The sequence below is a fragment of the Streptomyces sp. RPA4-2 genome, assembly GCF_012273515.2.
GTDB classification, from domain to species: Bacteria; Actinomycetota; Actinomycetes; order Streptomycetales; family Streptomycetaceae; genus Streptomyces; species Streptomyces kaempferi.
In genome coordinates, this window is sequence record NZ_CP050975.2 from 8,542,976 (window position 1) to 8,560,229 (window position 17,254).

Below are 17,254 nucleotides of genomic sequence, written 5' to 3' on the forward strand. Positions count from 1 at the left end.
CGCCAGCCCCGGATTGCCGTCGGCTGGATTTGCTTTGACATCGGTCCATACTTGTAATTCCGTGCTGCTCATCGCTTGCGGGAATTCCTTGATATGCGCCGCATCGAGGAAGGTTCCGCATGAACCGCACACGTACGAACGACCGCTCTCCCCGTACCCGGAATGGCAGTGCCGACGCGGGAAGGGGCGGCAGCCGCTTCGGCTCACCGGCAGTGCGCCGTTCCAGCGGATACGGCCGCCGGCCCGCTGTGCAGGGTGAGTTCGCGCTCCCCAAGACGATCACCCCCGCCCTGCCCGCAGTTGAGGGCTTCGCCGATCTCTCCATGCCCGAGCAGCTGCTGGCCGAACTCGGCAGGCAGGGCGTGACCGCGCCGTTCCCGATCCAGGGTGCGACGCTGCCGAACACCCTGGCGGGCCGCGACGTCCTGGGCCGCGGACGTACCGGTTCCGGCAAGACCCTCGCCTTCGGCCTCGCCCTGCTCGCCCGCACCGCGGGACAGCGTGCTGAGCCCCGCCAGCCGCTGGGGCTGATCCTCGTACCGACGCGTGAGCTGGCGCAGCAGGTGACCGACGCGCTCACTCCGTACGCCCGCTCCGTCAGGCTGCGGCTGGCCACGGTGGTGGGTGGGATGTCGATCGGCAAGCAGGCCGGCGCGCTGCGAGGCGGAGCCGAGATCGTCGTCGCGACCCCTGGCCGGCTCAAGGACCTCATCGACCGTGGCGACTGCCGGCTGAACCAGGTGGGCGTCACGGTGCTGGACGAGGCCGACCAGATGGCCGACATGGGATTCATGCCGCAGGTCACCGCGCTGCTCGACCAGGTGCGTCCGGAGGGCAGCGGATGCTGTTCTCCGCCACCTTGGACCGCAACGTCGACCTGCTGGTGCGCCGCTATCTGACCGACCCCGTCGTGCACTCGGTCGACCCCTCGGCCGGTGCGGTCACGACGATGGAGCACCACGTCCTGCACGTCCACGGCGCCGACAAGCACGCCGCCACGACCGAGATCGCCGCCCGCGACGGTCGGGTGATCATGTTCCTGGACACCAAGCACGCCGTCGACCGGCTGACCCAGGACCTCCTCAACAGCGGGGTACGCGCCGCCGCGCTGCACGGCGGCAAGTCCCAGCCGCAGCGCACCCGCACCCTGGCGCAGTTCAAGACGGGGCACGTCAGCGTGCTGGTAGCGACCAACGTCGCGGCGCGCGGCATCCACGTCGACAACCTCGACCTCGTCGTCAACGTCGACCCGCCGACCGACCACAAGGACTACCTCCACCGCGGCGGCCGCACCGCCCGCGCCGGCGAGTCCGGCAGCGTCGTCACCCTCGTCACACCGAACCAGCGCCGCGACATGGTCCGCCTCATGTCGGACGCCGGGATCCGGCCGCAGACCACCCAGATCCACTCGGGCGACGAGGCCCTGCACCGGATCACCGGCGCCCAGGCCCCCTCCGGCATCCCGGTCGTCATCACCGCACCGGTGTCCGAACGCCCCAAGCGCAGCGCCACCTCCCGAGGCCGGCGCCGCCCCTCTTCGACAACCCGGCGCGCGCCCGTACCCCAGACCGTCTTCGACGCGGCGGCCTAGAACCTTCGTGATCAGGAAGCTGACCCATCTCTGCAGGAGGCACCTTGTGACGCTGGTTCAGATGCAGCCCCGCCCGGCGAGCGCCGGCCCCGTGCACAAGACGGTGGCTGAGGTCATGGACGCGGCCGGACCACAGGTCTGTGACGACATGAGCGTCGAGGTTGCGCTGTCCGTCATGGCCGCCGCCCGCACTGACCGGCTGGTCGTCTGCGACCAGGACGGCCAGTGCACCGGCCTGGTCACCCGGACCGAACTCACCGCCATCCGCGAAGGCTCCGCCTACACGGACCGCGTCCGCCTGCGCGACCTCCTCGGCGACCACGGGTCGATCGCCTCACCCGTGACCACGATGGCCGAAGCCGAGCACGCGATGCGCTCCCGCCGGGTCGTTGCCCTGCCGGTGGTCGACGGGCAAGGCAACGCCCTGGGCGTCCTCGCCCTCTCCCGCTGAGCCGCCTCGCCCTGGTCGGATCGTTCTCCCCTTCTCCCTGTGAGGCCACATGCGCTGCGTCATCGCCCGCTTCCCCTTCGAGCTCACCAAGAACGGCGTACTGGAATCGATGAGGGGCATCAAGCCCGAACCGGTCGCCGGCGAAACCGTGATCATCGGCCGCCGCCACTACCCCGTCAAGCAGGTCGGCCAGGTCATCACCCGCCAGGACCGCCGTGATTTCAGCGCCGGCGAAGTCCTCCGGGCCATGGCTCGGCTCGGCTTCACCTGCCGCACTCTCCCCGAGGCCGCACCCGTACGCATCCTCAGCTCGCTCCAGCAAGCTTCCGCGATGCTCGGCACTCCCGTGTCCGTCTGACCGAGGGAAACAGGCACGAAGCCGACGCCTGAACAGCAGTGTGGGCCCGACCGGCACGTGCCGGTCGGGCCCACACTGCTTGCAACGGGGTTCCGGTCGCAGTGGTTGCTCAGTGGTCGGAATAGCTGAAGTCGCCCATGGACCAGGCGCTGACGTCATCGATCGCCACCCGGTACATCCCGCCCGTCTCCGGGATCCCCACCGTGCCCTGCAGGATCCGGGCGACATGGAAGTGCAGATGCGTGGGCGGCCCGTCTTTCATCGTAGGGGTGTCGAAGACGGCGGAGAACTCTCCCAAGCGGGCGGAATCCGTCAGCACGTCCGACACCCTCTGCCGCCACACTGCTTCGGGAGCCAGCCGACCGGTGATGACAGCACCACCGGTGACCACGGTCAGGGACATCTGGTTGCTCTGCCCGGACTCCACCAAGGCGGCGACGTCAACGAGCAGCTCGTCAGGCTTCGACATGAGGCAGATTATATTTACTTGCCATCCAGCTCTCTGAGCGGCGGAGACAGCGGGGGAGGCGGGCGTTTCACGGTACGGGCGTATGAGGGCCGGCGGTGACAGCGGTGGCGTGGGCGAGGCGATCAAACACGGGTCAGCCGAAGCTGCAGCCGTTCAGATCGGGCGTGCCGATGGCGGACGGTCCGGGGGTTCATGGCCAGCTGGGCGGCGGCCGGTGTCGTCAGAGAGATCCGGGAGGTGCTGACCGGACGGATCCGCCGCCAGGTGGGCAAAGGAGCCAGGGCGGTGGGCACGGTCAGTGACTTGCAGGCAGGCATAGCGGCTTCGACCGTGGGAAGGACTCTCACGGCTCCGACCCTGGCAATCAACCGCCGCCACCGTGGTCGAGTGGTCGACATCCGCGGCCTGCCACTGATGGTGATGAAACCGAATTCCCTGCGGACGTTCGCAGCTGGGCAACATCGAAGAACGGAGCAGATGGTGATCGAACAAACCGGGAAGTGGAGCTTCCTCAGCGGCTACGCCCGCGTACTGATCGTCGTCGCCCGCGATCCTGCCCTCCGCCTGCGGGACATCGCCGCGGCCTGCCACATCACCGAACGCACCGCTCAGAACATCGTCACCGGCCTTGAACAGGCCGGCTACCTGCGCCGGGAGCGCGCCGGACGGCGCACGCGCTACAACGTCTGCCCGGACGGCACCCTCCGTCATCCAACCGAGGCGCACCTGCCCGTCCGGGCGCTGCTGGAACTCTTCACCCGACACGACGGCAAGCGCTGAAGCTCAGTGGCTGTTGTCGTTGCGATCTTGAGGCGTGTGCATCGAACGGGAGTCTCGATCGGGTGAGCGCGGCTGGTCACGGGCATGAAGGCAGGGCCTCTCGGTAGCTCAGGGTTGCGAAGCCAACCGAGATCCAGGAGACCCTGTTGCCGCAGTTGTACGTGCTTGCGCCGGTGGAGTTCAACTCGGCTGCACCGCCGTGTGATTGTGTTGCTCACCGGCTCGGAAATGCAGCCGATCATCCGGAACGTGTTCGGCGGTATCCCTCGGATATGCGGACGCGGAGTGGGCGGTGGTGCGGCCGCTGCTGCCGGGCTGGATGCGCGGCCGGGGTGGGCAGCCGGAGGCGTACTGCCACGGCGCGATACTCGATGCGATCCGCTATCTCGTCGACAATGGCATCAAGTGGTGGGCGATGCCGGTGGACTTCCCGCCATGGGACCGGGTATACGCGTTTTTCCGCCGCTGGCGTGACCACGTGCTGGTCAGGGAGTTCCACGACCGACTGCGCGCCAGGGTCCGCGAGAAGCTGGGCCGCGACGCGGAGCCGACGGCCGGGTGATCGACTCGCAGTCGGTCAAGGCGGACGCCGTCGCCGGCTCCGAAAGCCGTGGGTTCGACGGCGGGAAGCTGGTCAACGGGCGCAAGCGGCACGTCGTGGTCGACACGCTCGGCCTGCTGCTGGGTGTGATGGTCACCGCCGCGGACACCGGCGATCGCGTCGCCGCACGGGTCCTGCTCGGGCAGGTGACCTGCGCGCACCACCGGCTCGCCCTGATCTGGGCCGACGGCGGCTACACCGGTAGTCTGATCGAGTTCTGCCTGGCCGTGTTCGCGCTGGTGCTGGCGATCGTCAAACGCAGCGACGGCCAGAAGGGGTTCGTGGTGCTGCACAAGCGGTGGATCGTCGAGCGGTTCTTCGCCCACCTGATGCGCACCCGCCGCCTGGTGCGCGACTTCGAGCGCCGCACCACCAGCGCCGAAGCGATGGTCTACTGGTCGATGATCCTGTTCATGACGCGCCGCCTTGCCCGGTCACACTCTGGGTGAGGGTAAAGCGGCCCGGGGCTGCTGCTCGGCCAACCAGCCCCGCGCGACCAGGCGTTTCGCCTTCGACCGCAATGCGTCCACCCGTGCCGGCACCACGGCCATGCCAAACGCCGCAGCCATCTCCTGGCAGGTCAGCGGTCCTTGATGGAGACGGGCCCGGTCCGCGAGCGCCTGCAGGATGCGCTGGTAGTCCACTGACAGCACCGACCAGGGCAGCCCCACAGGCCACATCGGAACCTGCGACTTCGTCTTGCCTCCGGCAGCTGCGGCATCTTTCCGGTCTGCTCCCCGGCGGCCGGCGCGGTCCCCTCGGCTCGGGTGGGGTCCTGCCCGCTCTCATCCACGGGGGCCAGCACCTCGCCGACCCGTGAGCAGGCGATGGCCCACTCTTTCCATTCCCGCTCGGCCACGGCCAACTCGGCCTGGACACGGTCGGCTTCTTCCCGCAGCTCGTTATCACGACGACGAGCACCCAGCTCACGCTGTTCCAATAGCCCAACCACCGACGGCATCCACGACCTCCCGGGCAGCGACAGCACGACAGGCCACAACTCCCACGGGATCACCGATCCCATGTCCGACCAGCGGAAACGCAGTCCTCAAGCCCGGAAAGGCAACAGCCTCTCAGGCCCTGCTCCAGGCGTCGAGGAATGCTTTGCGTCCTGTCGGATCGTCGAACCTGCGGTCTGCGTGCAGGACGCGCCAGGCGGTGAGTTCGAGGTCACGGAGCCATAGTTCTCCGATGACCTGTGTCTTGAGGTCGGGAAAATGGTCGGACTCGGCGAGGGCCTGACCGATTACCTCCCCGGCTGCGACGCGCTGGGGCGGGGTCATCTCATCGACAGCCGACAGGATGTGTCGGGCCAGCTCAATTCCTTCTCCCGCCAGGGAACGCAGCACCGAAGCCTTGATGTTGGCGGGCAGGAGGTACGCGGTGCCCGAAGACCTCCACAGCTCTGACCAGAAGCGTTCTCCCATCTCGGTGGGGGCAGGCAGCGCGGCCAGCAACCCCAGGAGATGGCCGGTGGCCGCATACCCGTCGGAGTGGGCAGCTGCGACGACGGCGATGCCGGCGACGCACTGCACATCGAGATCGCCGGCTTCCCGTTGCCGAGCCAGACCCAGGTGGTGTTCCAACTGGTCGGCGAGGGGGTCGGACAGGTGGGGGCGGACCTCAGGAAGCATCGGCGATCCTTGCGCGCAGGGGAGCGGAGATACCCGCTCGGGAGCTCTCATCGTTCCCATGGGGAGCTGATCTACTCCGCTTCGGGGTCAATGGGCGCCAGCAGTAACGGGCCGGAGTTCACGCGACGGCGAAGTGGCCCATTTCTGCCGACGCGGCCTGCCTGCTTGAGACCGACCTTGCGGAAAACTGTCCGGGTGCGGTCTTTTAACATGGCCGCATGATCACCGGTGATGCCCGGGAGTCCGAGGGAGGACGAGAAGCCGTGTCGCACGAAGCTGCGGAAGCCGAATGCACGTACGCCGCCGCAGTGCGTGGAGAACACCATGAAGACGGGCAGCCCTGCGCATCACACGGTGACGATGCAGGGGAGGGCGCGCATTCGGTTGCCGCTCTGGTGGAGCGGGCGGCCGACTTGGCCGAACCGATCAAGCCGAGGCTGCGGGGCTGGCTCCATGCAGGAATGGTTCCCGCCTCACTGATCGCCGGCATCGTGCTCATCTGCCTGGCCCGCACCCCGCGGGCAGCCGTGGCCTGCGCCGTGTACTCGGTCACCGCCTGGCTGCTGTTCGCCACGAGCGCCATCTACCACCGTGGCACCTGGGGGCCGCGCGGCGAGGCGATCCTGCGGCGTCTCGACCACGCCAACATCTTCCTGATCATCGCCGGTACCTGCACGCCCCTTGCGGTGGTCCTTCTCCCGCCCAGCCGGCGGTCCGTGCTGCTGTGGATCGTGTGGGCGGGCGCATTGGCCGGCATCGCCTTCCGGGTCCTGTGGGTCGGAGCCCCGCGCTGGCTCTACACCCCGTGCTACCTCGCCCTGGGATGGGCACCGGTGCGCTACCTGCCCGACTTCCTGCACACCGGCGGAGTGGCCGTACTCGCCCTGGTGGTGGCCGGCGGTCTTCTCTACAGTGCGGGCGCGGTCGTCTATGGTCTGCAGCGCCCCGACCCCTCGCCGCGGTGGTTCGGCTTCCACGAGGTGTTCCACGCCCTGACCGTGGCTGCCTTCACGGCGCACTACATCGCCATCTCCCTCGCCGTCTACTGACCGCGACAACGTATGGCCCGCGCCGCCGGGCACGCACGTTGCTGCGTGCCAGGGCGCGACGGGTCGGACGGCAGCCGAGGCATCACACTGCACGCGAGAGCCGTCCGCTCCTCCGCTTCGCCTGCCTACACGGGCCCAGCCGAAGCGGGGTAGCGGAGCGGTCTCGGGTCATTCTCCGCAGGTAGTCCCCTCCGGAGGTGAGGGGGCGGAGGCGTCGGCAAGGTCGGCGCCGGTGTCGGCGTCCCGATGGGAGTGGCCGATGCCGTGCCAGTCCAGGCACATGACGGTCGCGTCGTCCTGCAAGTGACCGTGGTTGGCCTCGACGACCGCGGCGATGAGGGCGCGGGCGGCCTCGCGGGGATGCAGCGCGCGAGTGCGGACGATCAGGTCCGGCAGATCAAGGGTGTGGGCGTTGCGGTCCAGCATGCCGTCGGTCAGCATCACCAGCCGGTCGCCCGGCCGCAGGTCCAGCGACTGGACCCGGTAGCTGCGCGGTGCGTGGAAGCCGAACGGCATGTCGACCTTCGGAGTGATCTCCTGCACCTGTCCGTCCCGCATCCTCAGCGGCCAGGGGTGCCCGGCGTTGACGAACTCGGTGGTACCGTCGCGCAGGCTGATCCGCAGGAGCTGCCCGGTGACGTAGCCCTGGCGGCCGTGCTCGTGCACGGCCTGATCGGCCTGACGGCCCTGTTCGGCGAGGTTGGCGCCGGCCCGCCGTGCCCGGCGCAGGGCACCCACCAGGAGAGTTGCGAGCAACGCGGCATCGACATCGTGGCCCATGGCATCGGTGACGGAGAGCTGGACCGTGTCCCGGTCGACCACGTAGTCGAAGGTGTCGCCCCCGACGTGGTCGGCCGGCTCCAGCGCCCCGGCCACCGCGAACTGCGCCGCCTCACACGCCAACGACGCCGGGAGCAGCCGGTGCTGGATCTCGGCGGCCAGGCTCAAGGGGGCGGTGCGGCGCCCCCACTGGTACACGTCGGTGAAGGACCGGTTCGCGATGACGATGTACGCCAGGGCGTGCGCGGTCTCGCTGACCTCTTGCATCGCCTCCGCGTCCGGTGCCGCGGGCAGGAACAGTTCCAGGAGCCCGATGGCGTCCCCGCGGTTGGTCACCGGGGCGACGAGCCGCACCAGACCGCCCTCGCCCATGTCCTCCACGCTCGGCCGCTGGGTGCGGATCACGTCGTCGTAGAGGGTTCCCCGCAGCGTGATGCGCCGCGCGGGCTCGTCGGTCTCGACGCTGCCCGCCGCCCCCAGCCGTACGACCGAGCCGCCGGTGAAGTCGGTGATCAGGAACGACACCGAAGCGGCCCCGAGGTGCTCCTTGAGTATCCGAGCGACCACGTCAAGGGACTCCACCGGCGCCGCGGCCTCCGCCGCCGCCAGCGCCCCCGCCAAAGTCATCGCGCTGCCCCGCCCACCCCTGCTGTCGGGAAGACGAGGGGTCGGCCTGCCTTCTTCGTCAGGCCCGCATACGGTCACGGTGACTCCCTGCTCTTTACTGCCCGCCAACGCTCAGGGCTCTAGCCGAGTGGGCGAGGGGCGGCGTCAGGACCCGGTGCCGGGCAAGTGTCATTGCACCACAAAGCCCCTGAATAGTCGTCAATGTCCGCCCCGGACTCCGCGGCCGTACGCCCCGTCCGTGCGACACGTGCAGGCCCGCCTGCCGAGATCCTCACCGGCCGGCAGGTGAGCGGGTGGTTGAGGCATTGACGATCTTCGTTAGGGTCCCCAGGGCCTTTGATCGCGCGACGGCACTTTCCTGCCCGCTGCACATGCCCCTGGCCTTTCGCCCGCTCACGCTGGCTGTGACGGGTGTCAGCCTCCGTCGCCGCCGAGGGCGACTACCTCCCGGTTGGACCCACAAAAATCTATGCTGGCTGGAGTAGACATTGGGAGATCGCCTGGCTATGGTTTCTCTCGTAGCCGAGATCAGCAGGGCCTGGCAGACACGAACTGCCGGGCAGCAGTGCACGCAGTTGGAATGTGTAGGACGGTGCGGTGGTGGAGTTCCGAAGCCAGGGTTGTTGCAGGACGGCGACGGGGCTGACGACCGCACCGGGTGGCCCGCAGTGATCAGGGGCCGCCGTGAGCAGGACCGCAATTGAAGCAAGTGCATTACTCGTTAGAGCAGTTCGCAGTACTCAGCAGTGGAGTCAGCAAGTGGTTCCTCGGTGAAGGCGTCGGCTGCGGGCGCGCGCACCGGGAGGTTCGGTAGTGGGGTTCTAAGCCAGAGCAGTAGTCGCAGGACGGGCGACGGGGCTGGCTGCCGAAGAGTGACGCTGTCACAGGTCACCGAGCAGGTCGCATCACCAGCAGTACGCAGTACAGCAGTACCAGCAGTTAGTTGATCCCAGAGGGAAAGAACGGAGGGGCCGAGCGCCATCAGGATCGCCCGGGCGGAATTGCTGAGCCCGGGTACCGCAGGACATCGATAGTGAGGTGGTCTCCGGTCGAGCAACCGCGATCCCCGCATTCCCCGTCCTCTTCCGGGCGGGCGTGCGGACACAGAAGGCCGGCGCAGTACCAGGGCCGGCAGATGGTGTAGCAGTTCCTTCGGGGCCCTGGCGCGACGAGCGCCAGGGCCCCTCCACGCGTTCCACAGAGAGGTGCAATGACAGCAGACGACTCGTTCGGCCGGCTCGACGACGACAACTTCCCCGCCTACACGATGGGCCGGGCCGCCGAGATGCTCGGCACCACCCAGGGCTTCCTGCGCGCCCTCGGCGAAGCCCGCCTGATCACACCGCTGCGCTCCGCGGGCGGCCACCGCCGCTACTCCCGCTACCAGCTGCGCATCGCCGCCCGCGCCCGGGAACTCGTCGACCAGGGCACACCGATCGAGGCCGCCTGCCGCATCATCATCCTCGAGGACCAGCTCGAAGAAGCACAGCGCATCAACGCCGAATACCTTCGAGTCGCCGGATCGGCGAATCCGGCGAGTGCGGCCTGAGAAGGCCAAGAACTGCGGGCTCATCCAGAAGTCGCTGCCTGGACTCATCTCGGACTGCCCGGGGCGTACAGCGTTCCGGGCGGCCCCTCCCGACCAGCCTGCACCGCAACGGCCGCGGCCAACACGCCCACACGGGTTTAAGGGCCCGAAATGGATCAGATTCGTGCGTTGAAGTCCTCCAGGGTCTTGACCTGAGGAAAGTGGGCGGTGCGGATCCGCATCACGGTGCCCTTTGACTCCCGGTCGGCGACCTGCCGCTGCAGCAGGGCCGCCAGATAATCCTCGTGGGACCAGTTCTCATCGCGGGCCTGGGCGGCCAGGTCCTCCCAGCAGGCCCCGATCCTCGAGGTCTTCAGGACCCGGGTCAGGTAGGCGATCATGGACGGCAGGCCGTCCTTCGTCGCCGTGGTGATGGCGGTGGAGCTCACGTGTCACTCTGCTTTCGTTGGCGGCTGATCGAAGTCGACGCCGAACAGGGCGTCGTAGTCGGGCAGGGCCCGAAGGGCGACGGCATGGCCGTCGGTGTGCCGGCGGGTCGATGTCTGGCGTCGTGGTCCGCGGCCAGGTCCTGGCGCATCCGCGTGGCCGTGGCGGCATGGGCGGGATCGGTGACCACCGCCTGCTTCGCCCAGGACCGTTCGTGGCGGGCGACGACCTGGCCGTCGCAGAACACCACCACCTCCTCGAGGGAGGCGGTGACGTCGATGAACCGGCCGATGACCTGCGGGTCGACCGAGTAGTCGCCGGTGTCGACCCGGACGTAGTAGTCACGGGCGAGCCAGATCCTCGAGCTCAGGCCGGTCGGCGGCTCCAGGGGCGGCAGCGGCGTCATCGACAGGTAGTCCCGCTCCAACAGGTCGACCGGGCGGCCCTGGATCGAGCGGACCGTGCGCGAGTTCGCCTTGATCAGCCAGTCCTCGAGCTCCTGGTTGAAGTCCGCCGGGGAGGCGAACTGCCGGCCGGGCAGGAACGAGGTCTCCAGGTAGCCGTTGCTCCGCTCGACCATCCCCTTGTATTCAGGGTCGCGGGGCGGCGCGAGCTTGATCCTGGTGGCCAGAGTTCCGGCGAACGCCGCCGCCGGAACGGTGAGTTTCCCGCTGCCGCCGATCGCCGCTTCCCGGTCCCAGACCAGCGTCTTGGGGATCCGGCCGACCTGGCTCATCTGTTAGACCCTCTGCCCACCCAGCGACGTTCTCCTGGAGGGTGGACGGTGTGCGCAGCTTCCTCGCCTCGCGCGGCATCAAGCTTCCCGAGGGCTCCCCGGACGACGAGGGCGACACGGTGCGGGGTCTAGGGAATCGCAAGAACGATCGCGCTGAACGGTGTCCAACGTTGCTCGGGGCCCCCATTGCCGGGGAGCCTGTGAAACCGATGTAGCCATATCATGAAAGAAGCGGCCGAGGCTGGCCTGGTCCGGTTGCACCTCCATGAGGACACCGACCTGGTCGTTCCCTGAGACCCTTGTGAGCGCGAGCTCCTGAGACGCTCGACAGCTTCTGTGACGGAGGCGAGCTCTCTGGCGGGGGAGGCCACGCACGAGAGGTGACGTGGTGGCTACGTTGATGGCAGTGAACGTCGGAATGCCGCACGACGTGCCCTGGCACGGAAAGACGGTGTACACCGGCGTGTACAAGCAGACCGTCACCGGGCCGCGGATGGTGAGGCGCCTCAATATCGACGGAGATGGCCAGGGCGATCTGGGCGGGCACGGCGGCGAGCAGCGGGCAGTACTGGTGTACCAGGCAGACTCCTACCGGTTCTGGGAAATGGAGCTGGGACGCAGGAACTTGCGGCCGGGCGAGTTCGGTGAGAATTTCACCGTGGATGGCCTTGCGGACGATGAGGTTTGCATCGGGGACCGATACCGCATCGGCGACGCGCTCTTCGAGGTCACACAGCCTCGGGTGACGTGCTACCGGGTGGGCCTGCGCATGGGGGAGCCGCAGATGGCGGCGCTGATGGTGTCCCGTCGCCGCCCGGGCTTCTACATGCGGGTGCTCGAGGAGGGTGAGGTAGAAGCCGGGCAGGAGATTGTCAAGGTATCCACCGGTGTGGAGGCGATGACCGTTGAGGAGATCGACGGGGTGCTCTACCTACCGGGACACACCCGTGCGCAGGTCGAGCGGGCATTGCGCATCCCAGCACTCAGCCCGGGATGGCAGGGGTCCATGCACACGCTCCTGGACCAGGCCGACGGAGACACTGATCGCTCCTCGGGCAGCGCCGGGCTCACTGCAGCGGCCGGCGCCCCGCCGCCCGGCTGGCGAGGGTTCCGCCCCCTGACCGTCACGCACATTCAGCCCGAAAGTCCGAGTGTGTTCTCCCTGTCCCTCACCTCAGCCGACGGTTCAGCGCTGCCGGCTGCCTCGCCCGGTCAGTTCCTTACCGTGAAGGTCCCGCTCGAGGCAGACGTGCCGCCTCTGATCCGCAGCTACTCGTTGTCCGGCGAGCCCAGAGCAGGCATGTACCGGATCAGCGTCAAGGTGGAACCGTACGGAGCGGCCAGTAACCGGTTGCGCACCCGCGTCCGAGTCGGCGACAGCCTCGATGCCGCCGCGCCCCGCGGATCGTTCTGCCTGTCCAAGGGCAGCAACCCGGTGGTGCTGTTGTCCGCCGGAGTGGGGGTGACTCCCCTGCTGGCCATGCTCCACGCGCTGGCACGCGACCGTTCCACGCGGGAGGTGTGGTGGCTGCACGCAGCCCGTAACGGTACCGAGCATCCCTTTGCTCAGGAGAGCCGCGGCCTGATCGAAGAACTCGCGAACGCCCGATCGGCCATCTACTACAGCAAACCGAATGACGCCGACCGTCAGGGCGTGGACTACACAATGGCTGGCCGACTCTCGCCCGATCGCATCGTCGGTCTCGGCCTGCCGACCGACGCCGACGCCTACCTGTGCGGGCCCGTGGGCTTCATGAACGGCTTCACCACGGCCCTGGTCGACGCCGGTCTGGAACCGTCCCGGGTGCACACCGAGATCTTCGGCGCCGGGCCCTCCCTTACCCCGGGAATTGAAGGTTCCTCGAGCGTTCCCGCGCCCCACCAGCCCGCAGGGTCCGTCGGTACCGGACCGTCTGTCTCCTTCGCCCGCAGCGGTCTGACTGTCCCCTGGAACAACACTCAGGCCTCGCTGCTCGAACTCGCCGAAGCGTGCGACGTCCCCGTCCAGTGGTCGTGCCGCACCGGCGTCTGCCACACCTGCGAACTGGCCCTGATGGCAGGAACCGTCCACTACTCGCCGGATCCGGTCGAGCCACCAGCTGAAGGCAACATCCTCATCTGCTGCTCCACGCCCACCGAAGGCGTCATTTTGGATCTGTGAGACAGCCGGGATACCGCAGCTTCTGCGCTGGAGCAGGGCGCCATTGCCTCAGGGCCGCAATGGCCTGCGCTCCGACGGCGCGGTTATCCCTCCCGGGGGGCCGTTGACGGCTCGCTGACTGGTCGAAGCTCGTCCCAGCTCGATAGGGGATCATCGATACCCCTCCCGATGCGGGGCTTGCTGGGCGGACAGGGCGTATCAGGCGCTGGCAGGCCCTTCCGTGCCCCGTTCCGGGGCCGCCGCCTCAAGAGGTGTTGGTGCCTTCTGCGGAAAGCTCCGCCGCAGGACCAATCCGAATCACCGACCTTGTGAAAGCCGTCCCTGCCCTTCACGGCGTTGGCCTGAGATTGGCAACACGCTCAGCCCTTCACCGCGGCGAACAGGAGATTGAGGCCCTCAGTCATGGTCGGGTGAGTAATGATCATGTCCCGCAGCGCGGTGAACGGCATGTCGGCCAACATGGCTGTCTGCACCGTGGTGAGGCTTTCACCGGCCTCGGGCCCCAGCAGAGACACCCCCAGGATGCGGTCCGTAGCCCCGTCGATGACTGCCTTCCATACACCGTCCGTCTCTCGCATGGTGCGAGCGCGGGGAATAGCGGCGACGGGAAGTTTGGCGATGCGCACTGCATGCCCCGCAGCCCTTGCCTGCTCCTCGGTCAGACCCACGCGCGCCAGCTCGGGGGTCAGAAAGATCGTGTATGGGATGAGCCGGTCCTTTGTGCTGCGTGCGCCGCCCGCAAGGTTCTCCTTCAGGATGCGGTAGTCGTCCAGGGAGACGTGGGTGAACTGGGGACTCCCGGCCACGTCTCCGGCAGCCCAGATTCCAGGGGCGGAGGTGGCCAGGTGTTCGTCGGTCACGACGTAGCCTCTGTCGTCTACGTCGACGCCGGCGGCGGGCAAGTTGAGCTCGGAGGTGACGGGCGCACGTCCGGTTGCCACGAGAACGTCGTCTGCTGTGATCGAGATACCGTTGCTCAGAGTTAGGTGTACACCGCCCTGTTCTCGGCGAACTGCGGCGACTGATGTGCCGGTCACGATGCGGGTGCCGTCGCGCGTGAGGAGTTCGGCCACGCTCTGTGCGATGTCCTCGTCCTCACGTGGCAGCAGGCGGGATCCTGCTTCGACGAGCGTCACTTCCGTACCGAAGGTGGCGAACATCTGCGCGAATTCAAGACCGACTGCTCCGCCGCCGATGATGACCATGCGCTGAGGAATTCGGTTAAGGTCGAGAAGCGAGTTGCTGGTCAGATAGCCCGCCTCTGCCAGGCCGGGAATTGGCGGGATGGATGGCCGGGTGCCGGTGTTGATCACGGTCTGCGCACCGGTGAGGTTGCGGGTACCCCCGCCGTTGAGCTCCACCTCCACGGTGCCAGGGGCGACGAAGCGAGCCCTCCCGAGGACGAGATCCATGCCCGAGTCCAGGAACTGTTTGTGGTTGATGGCAACCATGCCCTCCACCACACCGGTTTTGTGCTTCAGGAGGCTCTCTGGGGTGACCTGGGGAGAATCAACGTGGACACCGAGATCGCCAGCTCGGCGCGAGGATCTAAGGGTACGGGCGCTGCTCACCAGTGCCTTGGTGGGGATGCACGCGACATTGATGCAGGAGCCGCCGATCATGTCCCGCTCGACCATGGCGACCGACTTGCCGTTTCTGGCGGCATCCATGGCGAGCGTCTTGCCCGCCTTTCCGCCACCTACGACCAGGAGATCGAACCCTTCGACATTGCCAGTCATTTACTGCTCCATAAGTTGGATAGGCGAAAGATGAGCAGGAAATCCGGTGGGGCCGATCTGGCACTCGTCGGCTTCCACTGGGGCCGATTCCGGATGGCAGTCCCAGTTCGGCTTCGGGAGGGCGACTTGGCGTAGGAAAGCCGACGGGCGCCGTTGGGCGGGCTCCACGGTGGGCCTGGTCACCCGTGTTGCAGTCCTGGCTCACCGGGGCATCTGTCTGCTGGTCACAAGGACAAGGTAATCAGCGGGCGGTCTCGCGGCAGGTCCTCATGAAGCGATTCGGACGGATCATTCTGTTGCCCCGTCCCGCGACAGGCCGGGGGCTGGAATGATCTCGAGTTCGCTGGGGGCGAGCGCGTGGCCGTCGGAGCAGGAGAGTCCCACGTGCACGGGAGCGTCGCAGTCGCGGTGCCGCAAGCGAACCGGACCGCCTTCCGTTCCCCGGGTGGCGTGGCGGTCGCCCCACTCCATCAGTGCGAAGTAGGCGATCAGGAGCTCCTGGCCAGGTTCGGTCAGTTCGTAGCGGTCGCGTGTTCGTTGTCCGGGCGCCTGGTAGGGGGTCCGCCGCAGCAGTCCGACCTCGACGAGTTCTCGTAGCCGCTTGGCCGTTGCGGGTGCGCTCAACGGGGTGTGGCGGACGAAGTCGTTGAAGTACGTCGTGCCGTAGAAGGCCTCGCGCAGCACGAACAAATTCGAGGGCGTTCCGAGTACTTCCAGGGCGCGAGCCGCTGAGCAGCGGTGTTCGCTCCAGCTGTCCCGGTCGGTCAGCGAGCCAGTGAGTGCCGACATCACACCATCCCGTCTAGCGAAGCAGCAGACTTATGTTAGCTTAAGCCAGCCCTGACTTACCTATCCTTAAGTCAGACCGTATCTGAGCTGGAGGGACTGGCCATGCCGTCACGCACTCTGGAGACCACACTCGATCATGAGGGGTTCCTGGTTCGGCAGGGCCGACGCTCCGGTCTGCCAGTGGTCATCGCCATTCACTCCACCCGCCTCGGACCTGCCGTCGGTGGCATGCGGATTGCTCGATACGACTCCCCGGCCGACGCGCTGGTGGACTGTCTCCGACTGAGCCGCGGCATGACCTACAAGGCTGCCGCGGTCCGCAATGGCACGGGCGGAGGAAAGACCGTCGTTCCGCTCCTGCCCGGAGGCCCCGAGCACCTGGAGGGCCAACTACGGGAAGCCCTGCTGCTCGATGTCGCCGAACTGGTCCACGATCTGAACGGCGCCTACTACGTGGCCCCCGATGTCGGCACCAGCTCCGCCGACATCCAGCTCATGCGCCGTCGCACTCCCTATGTGGGCGGCTATTCCGCCACAGCCGATGGCCTCGGCGCCACCACCTTCGGGACTGCCGCCGGCGTAGAGCATGCGATGCACGCGACCGCCGCTCATCTGTGGGGAACACCGCATCTGCGGGGGCGTGACGTGGTGGTGGTCGGATTCGGCGGCGTCGGACAGGAGCTCACCAAGCGTCTGCTCGCACAGGGCGCCCGCGTACGGGCGACCGACGTCGACCCCGAGCGGCGCTCGGCTGTCGAGACGTCCGGAGCGCGATGGGCTGAATTGGACGGCGCTTATACCTTGGAGACAGACATCCTGGCGCCCTGTGCCCTAGGTGGTGTTTTCACCTCCGAGCTCGTCGACTCACTGCGCTGCCGGGCGATCGTCGGCTCAGCCAACAATCAGCTGGCCCACGATGCAGTGGCACAGGACCTGGCCAAGGCGCGGATCACTTGGGCACCGGATTTCGTGGCGAATGCGGGCGGAGTCATGTACGCGTCGGGCCTGGAGCTTCACCAACTGACCCCGATGCAGGCCCTGCAGCGGCTCGCCTCCATCGAGGAAGTCACCGCACGGGTACTCGAGGGCAGTGCGAATGAGGCAACAACACCCCTGGCCCTCGCCAACCGCCTCGCGGAAGACGTCCTGACCGCGGCAGGAGGCACCCACCCGAACAGAAGCACTCCGAGTACCAGTTGATGCGATACCCGAGGAACCCCGGCACGAAGGCTCCAACCTCATCCGATATCTCTGGTTGCACTGCTCATTTCTCGGGCGACGTCAGCGTGTGGGATTCCCTCCACCGGTGTGGTTCAGGTTGGCGAGCCTGCGACCGGGATAGATATGCGGAAGATTCGTATGTACTTCTGGTCCGGCGGGAACCTGACATCACTGCCACGACTCGTCGATATCACAGCAAACGTACAGACCGCGGTTGCGTTGTTGTTCGCTGGGCCGACCGAGGACGAAGCGGCCCGGGTCACCACAGAGCTTCCTCGACTGGTGGTTGATCC

Annotated in this window: 15 protein-coding genes and 2 pseudogenes; 10 read left to right on the forward strand and 7 right to left on the reverse strand. The window is 67.4% G+C overall.

The window, feature by feature from the left end; genetic code table 11:
• Positions 1–119: 119 nt before the first annotated feature.
• The 3 genes and pseudogenes from HEP85_RS37375 to HEP85_RS37385 all read left to right on the forward strand — a co-directional run bounded on the left by HEP85_RS37375 (position 120) and on the right by HEP85_RS37385 (position 2,400).
• Positions 120–1,591: pseudogene (locus HEP85_RS37375) on the forward strand (DEAD/DEAH box helicase).
• A 46-nt stretch (positions 1,592–1,637) separates the two neighbouring features.
• Positions 1,638–2,042: a CBS domain-containing protein gene (locus HEP85_RS37380; protein ID WP_168531862.1), complete on the forward strand. Its 405-nt coding sequence runs from the start codon at positions 1,638–1,640 to the stop codon at positions 2,040–2,042.
• A 49-nt stretch (positions 2,043–2,091) separates the two neighbouring features.
• A complete protein-coding gene (locus HEP85_RS37385; RefSeq protein ID WP_168531863.1) occupies positions 2,092–2,400 on the forward strand; it encodes an SCO5918 family protein in 309 nt (102 codons plus the stop codon).
• A gap of 109 nt (positions 2,401–2,509) precedes the next feature.
• Here the strand turns inward: HEP85_RS37385 and HEP85_RS37390 are convergent, their stop codons facing one another.
• Positions 2,510–2,869 carry a hypothetical protein gene (locus tag HEP85_RS37390; RefSeq protein WP_168531864.1) on the reverse strand — a complete coding sequence of 120 codons (360 nt, stop codon included), beginning with the start codon at positions 2,867–2,869 and terminating at the stop codon, positions 2,510–2,512.
• 192 nt (positions 2,870–3,061) lie between these two features.
• On the opposite strand from HEP85_RS37390, the gene HEP85_RS37395 reads away from it, so the two are divergent.
• The 3 genes from HEP85_RS37395 to HEP85_RS37405 all read left to right on the forward strand — a co-directional run bounded on the left by HEP85_RS37395 (position 3,062) and on the right by HEP85_RS37405 (position 4,699).
• On the forward strand, positions 3,062–3,649 hold the full coding sequence (locus tag HEP85_RS37395) for a MarR family transcriptional regulator (RefSeq protein WP_248002252.1): 588 nt from the start codon (positions 3,062–3,064) through the stop codon (positions 3,647–3,649).
• A 292-nt stretch (positions 3,650–3,941) separates the two neighbouring features.
• Positions 3,942–4,211 (forward strand): transposase, encoded by a 270-nt coding sequence (locus HEP85_RS37400; protein ID WP_248002253.1) that lies wholly within the window; start codon positions 3,942–3,944, stop codon positions 4,209–4,211.
• A complete protein-coding gene (locus HEP85_RS37405) occupies positions 4,208–4,699 on the forward strand; it encodes a transposase (RefSeq protein WP_248002254.1) in 492 nt (163 codons plus the stop codon). Before HEP85_RS37400 ends, HEP85_RS37405 begins: the two co-directional genes overlap by 4 nt.
• A gap of 624 nt (positions 4,700–5,323) precedes the next feature.
• On the opposite strand, the gene HEP85_RS37410 is transcribed toward HEP85_RS37405, so the two are convergent.
• On the reverse strand, positions 5,324–5,884 hold the full coding sequence (locus tag HEP85_RS37410) for a hypothetical protein (RefSeq protein WP_211118133.1): 561 nt from the start codon (positions 5,882–5,884) through the stop codon (positions 5,324–5,326).
• A 263-nt stretch (positions 5,885–6,147) separates the two neighbouring features.
• Between HEP85_RS37410 and HEP85_RS37415 the strand changes: the two genes are divergently transcribed.
• On the forward strand, positions 6,148–6,933 hold the full coding sequence (locus HEP85_RS37415; RefSeq protein WP_248002255.1) for a hemolysin III family protein: 786 nt from the start codon (positions 6,148–6,150) through the stop codon (positions 6,931–6,933).
• 168 nt (positions 6,934–7,101) lie between these two features.
• Here the strand turns inward: HEP85_RS37415 and HEP85_RS37420 are convergent, their stop codons facing one another.
• Entirely contained in the window at positions 7,102–8,340 is a 1,239-nt protein-coding gene (locus HEP85_RS37420) for a PP2C family protein-serine/threonine phosphatase (RefSeq protein WP_168531866.1), read from the reverse strand.
• A gap of 1,210 nt (positions 8,341–9,550) precedes the next feature.
• Here HEP85_RS37420 and HEP85_RS37425 point away from each other — a divergent pair.
• Positions 9,551–9,889 carry a MerR family transcriptional regulator gene (locus tag HEP85_RS37425; RefSeq protein WP_168531867.1) on the forward strand — a complete coding sequence of 113 codons (339 nt, stop codon included), beginning with the start codon at positions 9,551–9,553 and terminating at the stop codon, positions 9,887–9,889.
• A 155-nt stretch (positions 9,890–10,044) separates the two neighbouring features.
• Here the strand turns inward: HEP85_RS37425 and HEP85_RS37430 are convergent, their stop codons facing one another.
• Together HEP85_RS37430 and HEP85_RS37435 are read right to left on the reverse strand one after the other, a co-directional pair.
• Positions 10,045–10,317 (reverse strand): ATP-binding protein, encoded by a 273-nt coding sequence (locus HEP85_RS37430; RefSeq protein WP_282189874.1) that lies wholly within the window; start codon positions 10,315–10,317, stop codon positions 10,045–10,047.
• Between the two features lie 3 nt (positions 10,318–10,320).
• Positions 10,321–11,045, reverse strand: a pseudogene (locus HEP85_RS37435) (IS21 family transposase); the annotation flags it as partial.
• Positions 11,046–11,451: 406 nt separating this feature from the next.
• Between HEP85_RS37435 and HEP85_RS37440 the strand changes: the two are divergent.
• Positions 11,452–13,212, forward strand: coding sequence for an MOSC domain-containing protein (locus HEP85_RS37440; protein WP_369658156.1), 1,761 nt, complete (start codon positions 11,452–11,454; stop codon positions 13,210–13,212).
• A 359-nt stretch (positions 13,213–13,571) separates the two neighbouring features.
• Here the strand turns inward: HEP85_RS37440 and HEP85_RS37445 are convergent, their stop codons facing one another.
• Both HEP85_RS37445 and HEP85_RS37450 read right to left on the reverse strand, forming a co-directional pair.
• Complete coding sequence (locus HEP85_RS37445) at positions 13,572–14,951, reverse strand: NAD(P)/FAD-dependent oxidoreductase (protein WP_168531869.1); 1,380 nt, start codon at positions 14,949–14,951, stop codon at positions 13,572–13,574.
• Positions 14,952–15,239: 288 nt separating this feature from the next.
• Positions 15,240–15,740, reverse strand: coding sequence for a helix-turn-helix domain-containing protein (locus tag HEP85_RS37450; protein WP_168531870.1), 501 nt, complete (start codon positions 15,738–15,740; stop codon positions 15,240–15,242).
• Between the two features lie 102 nt (positions 15,741–15,842).
• Between HEP85_RS37450 and HEP85_RS37455 the strand changes: the two genes are divergently transcribed.
• Positions 15,843–16,940, forward strand: coding sequence for a Glu/Leu/Phe/Val dehydrogenase (locus HEP85_RS37455; protein ID WP_168531871.1), 1,098 nt, complete (start codon positions 15,843–15,845; stop codon positions 16,938–16,940).
• The last annotated feature ends 314 nt before the right edge of the window (positions 16,941–17,254 follow it).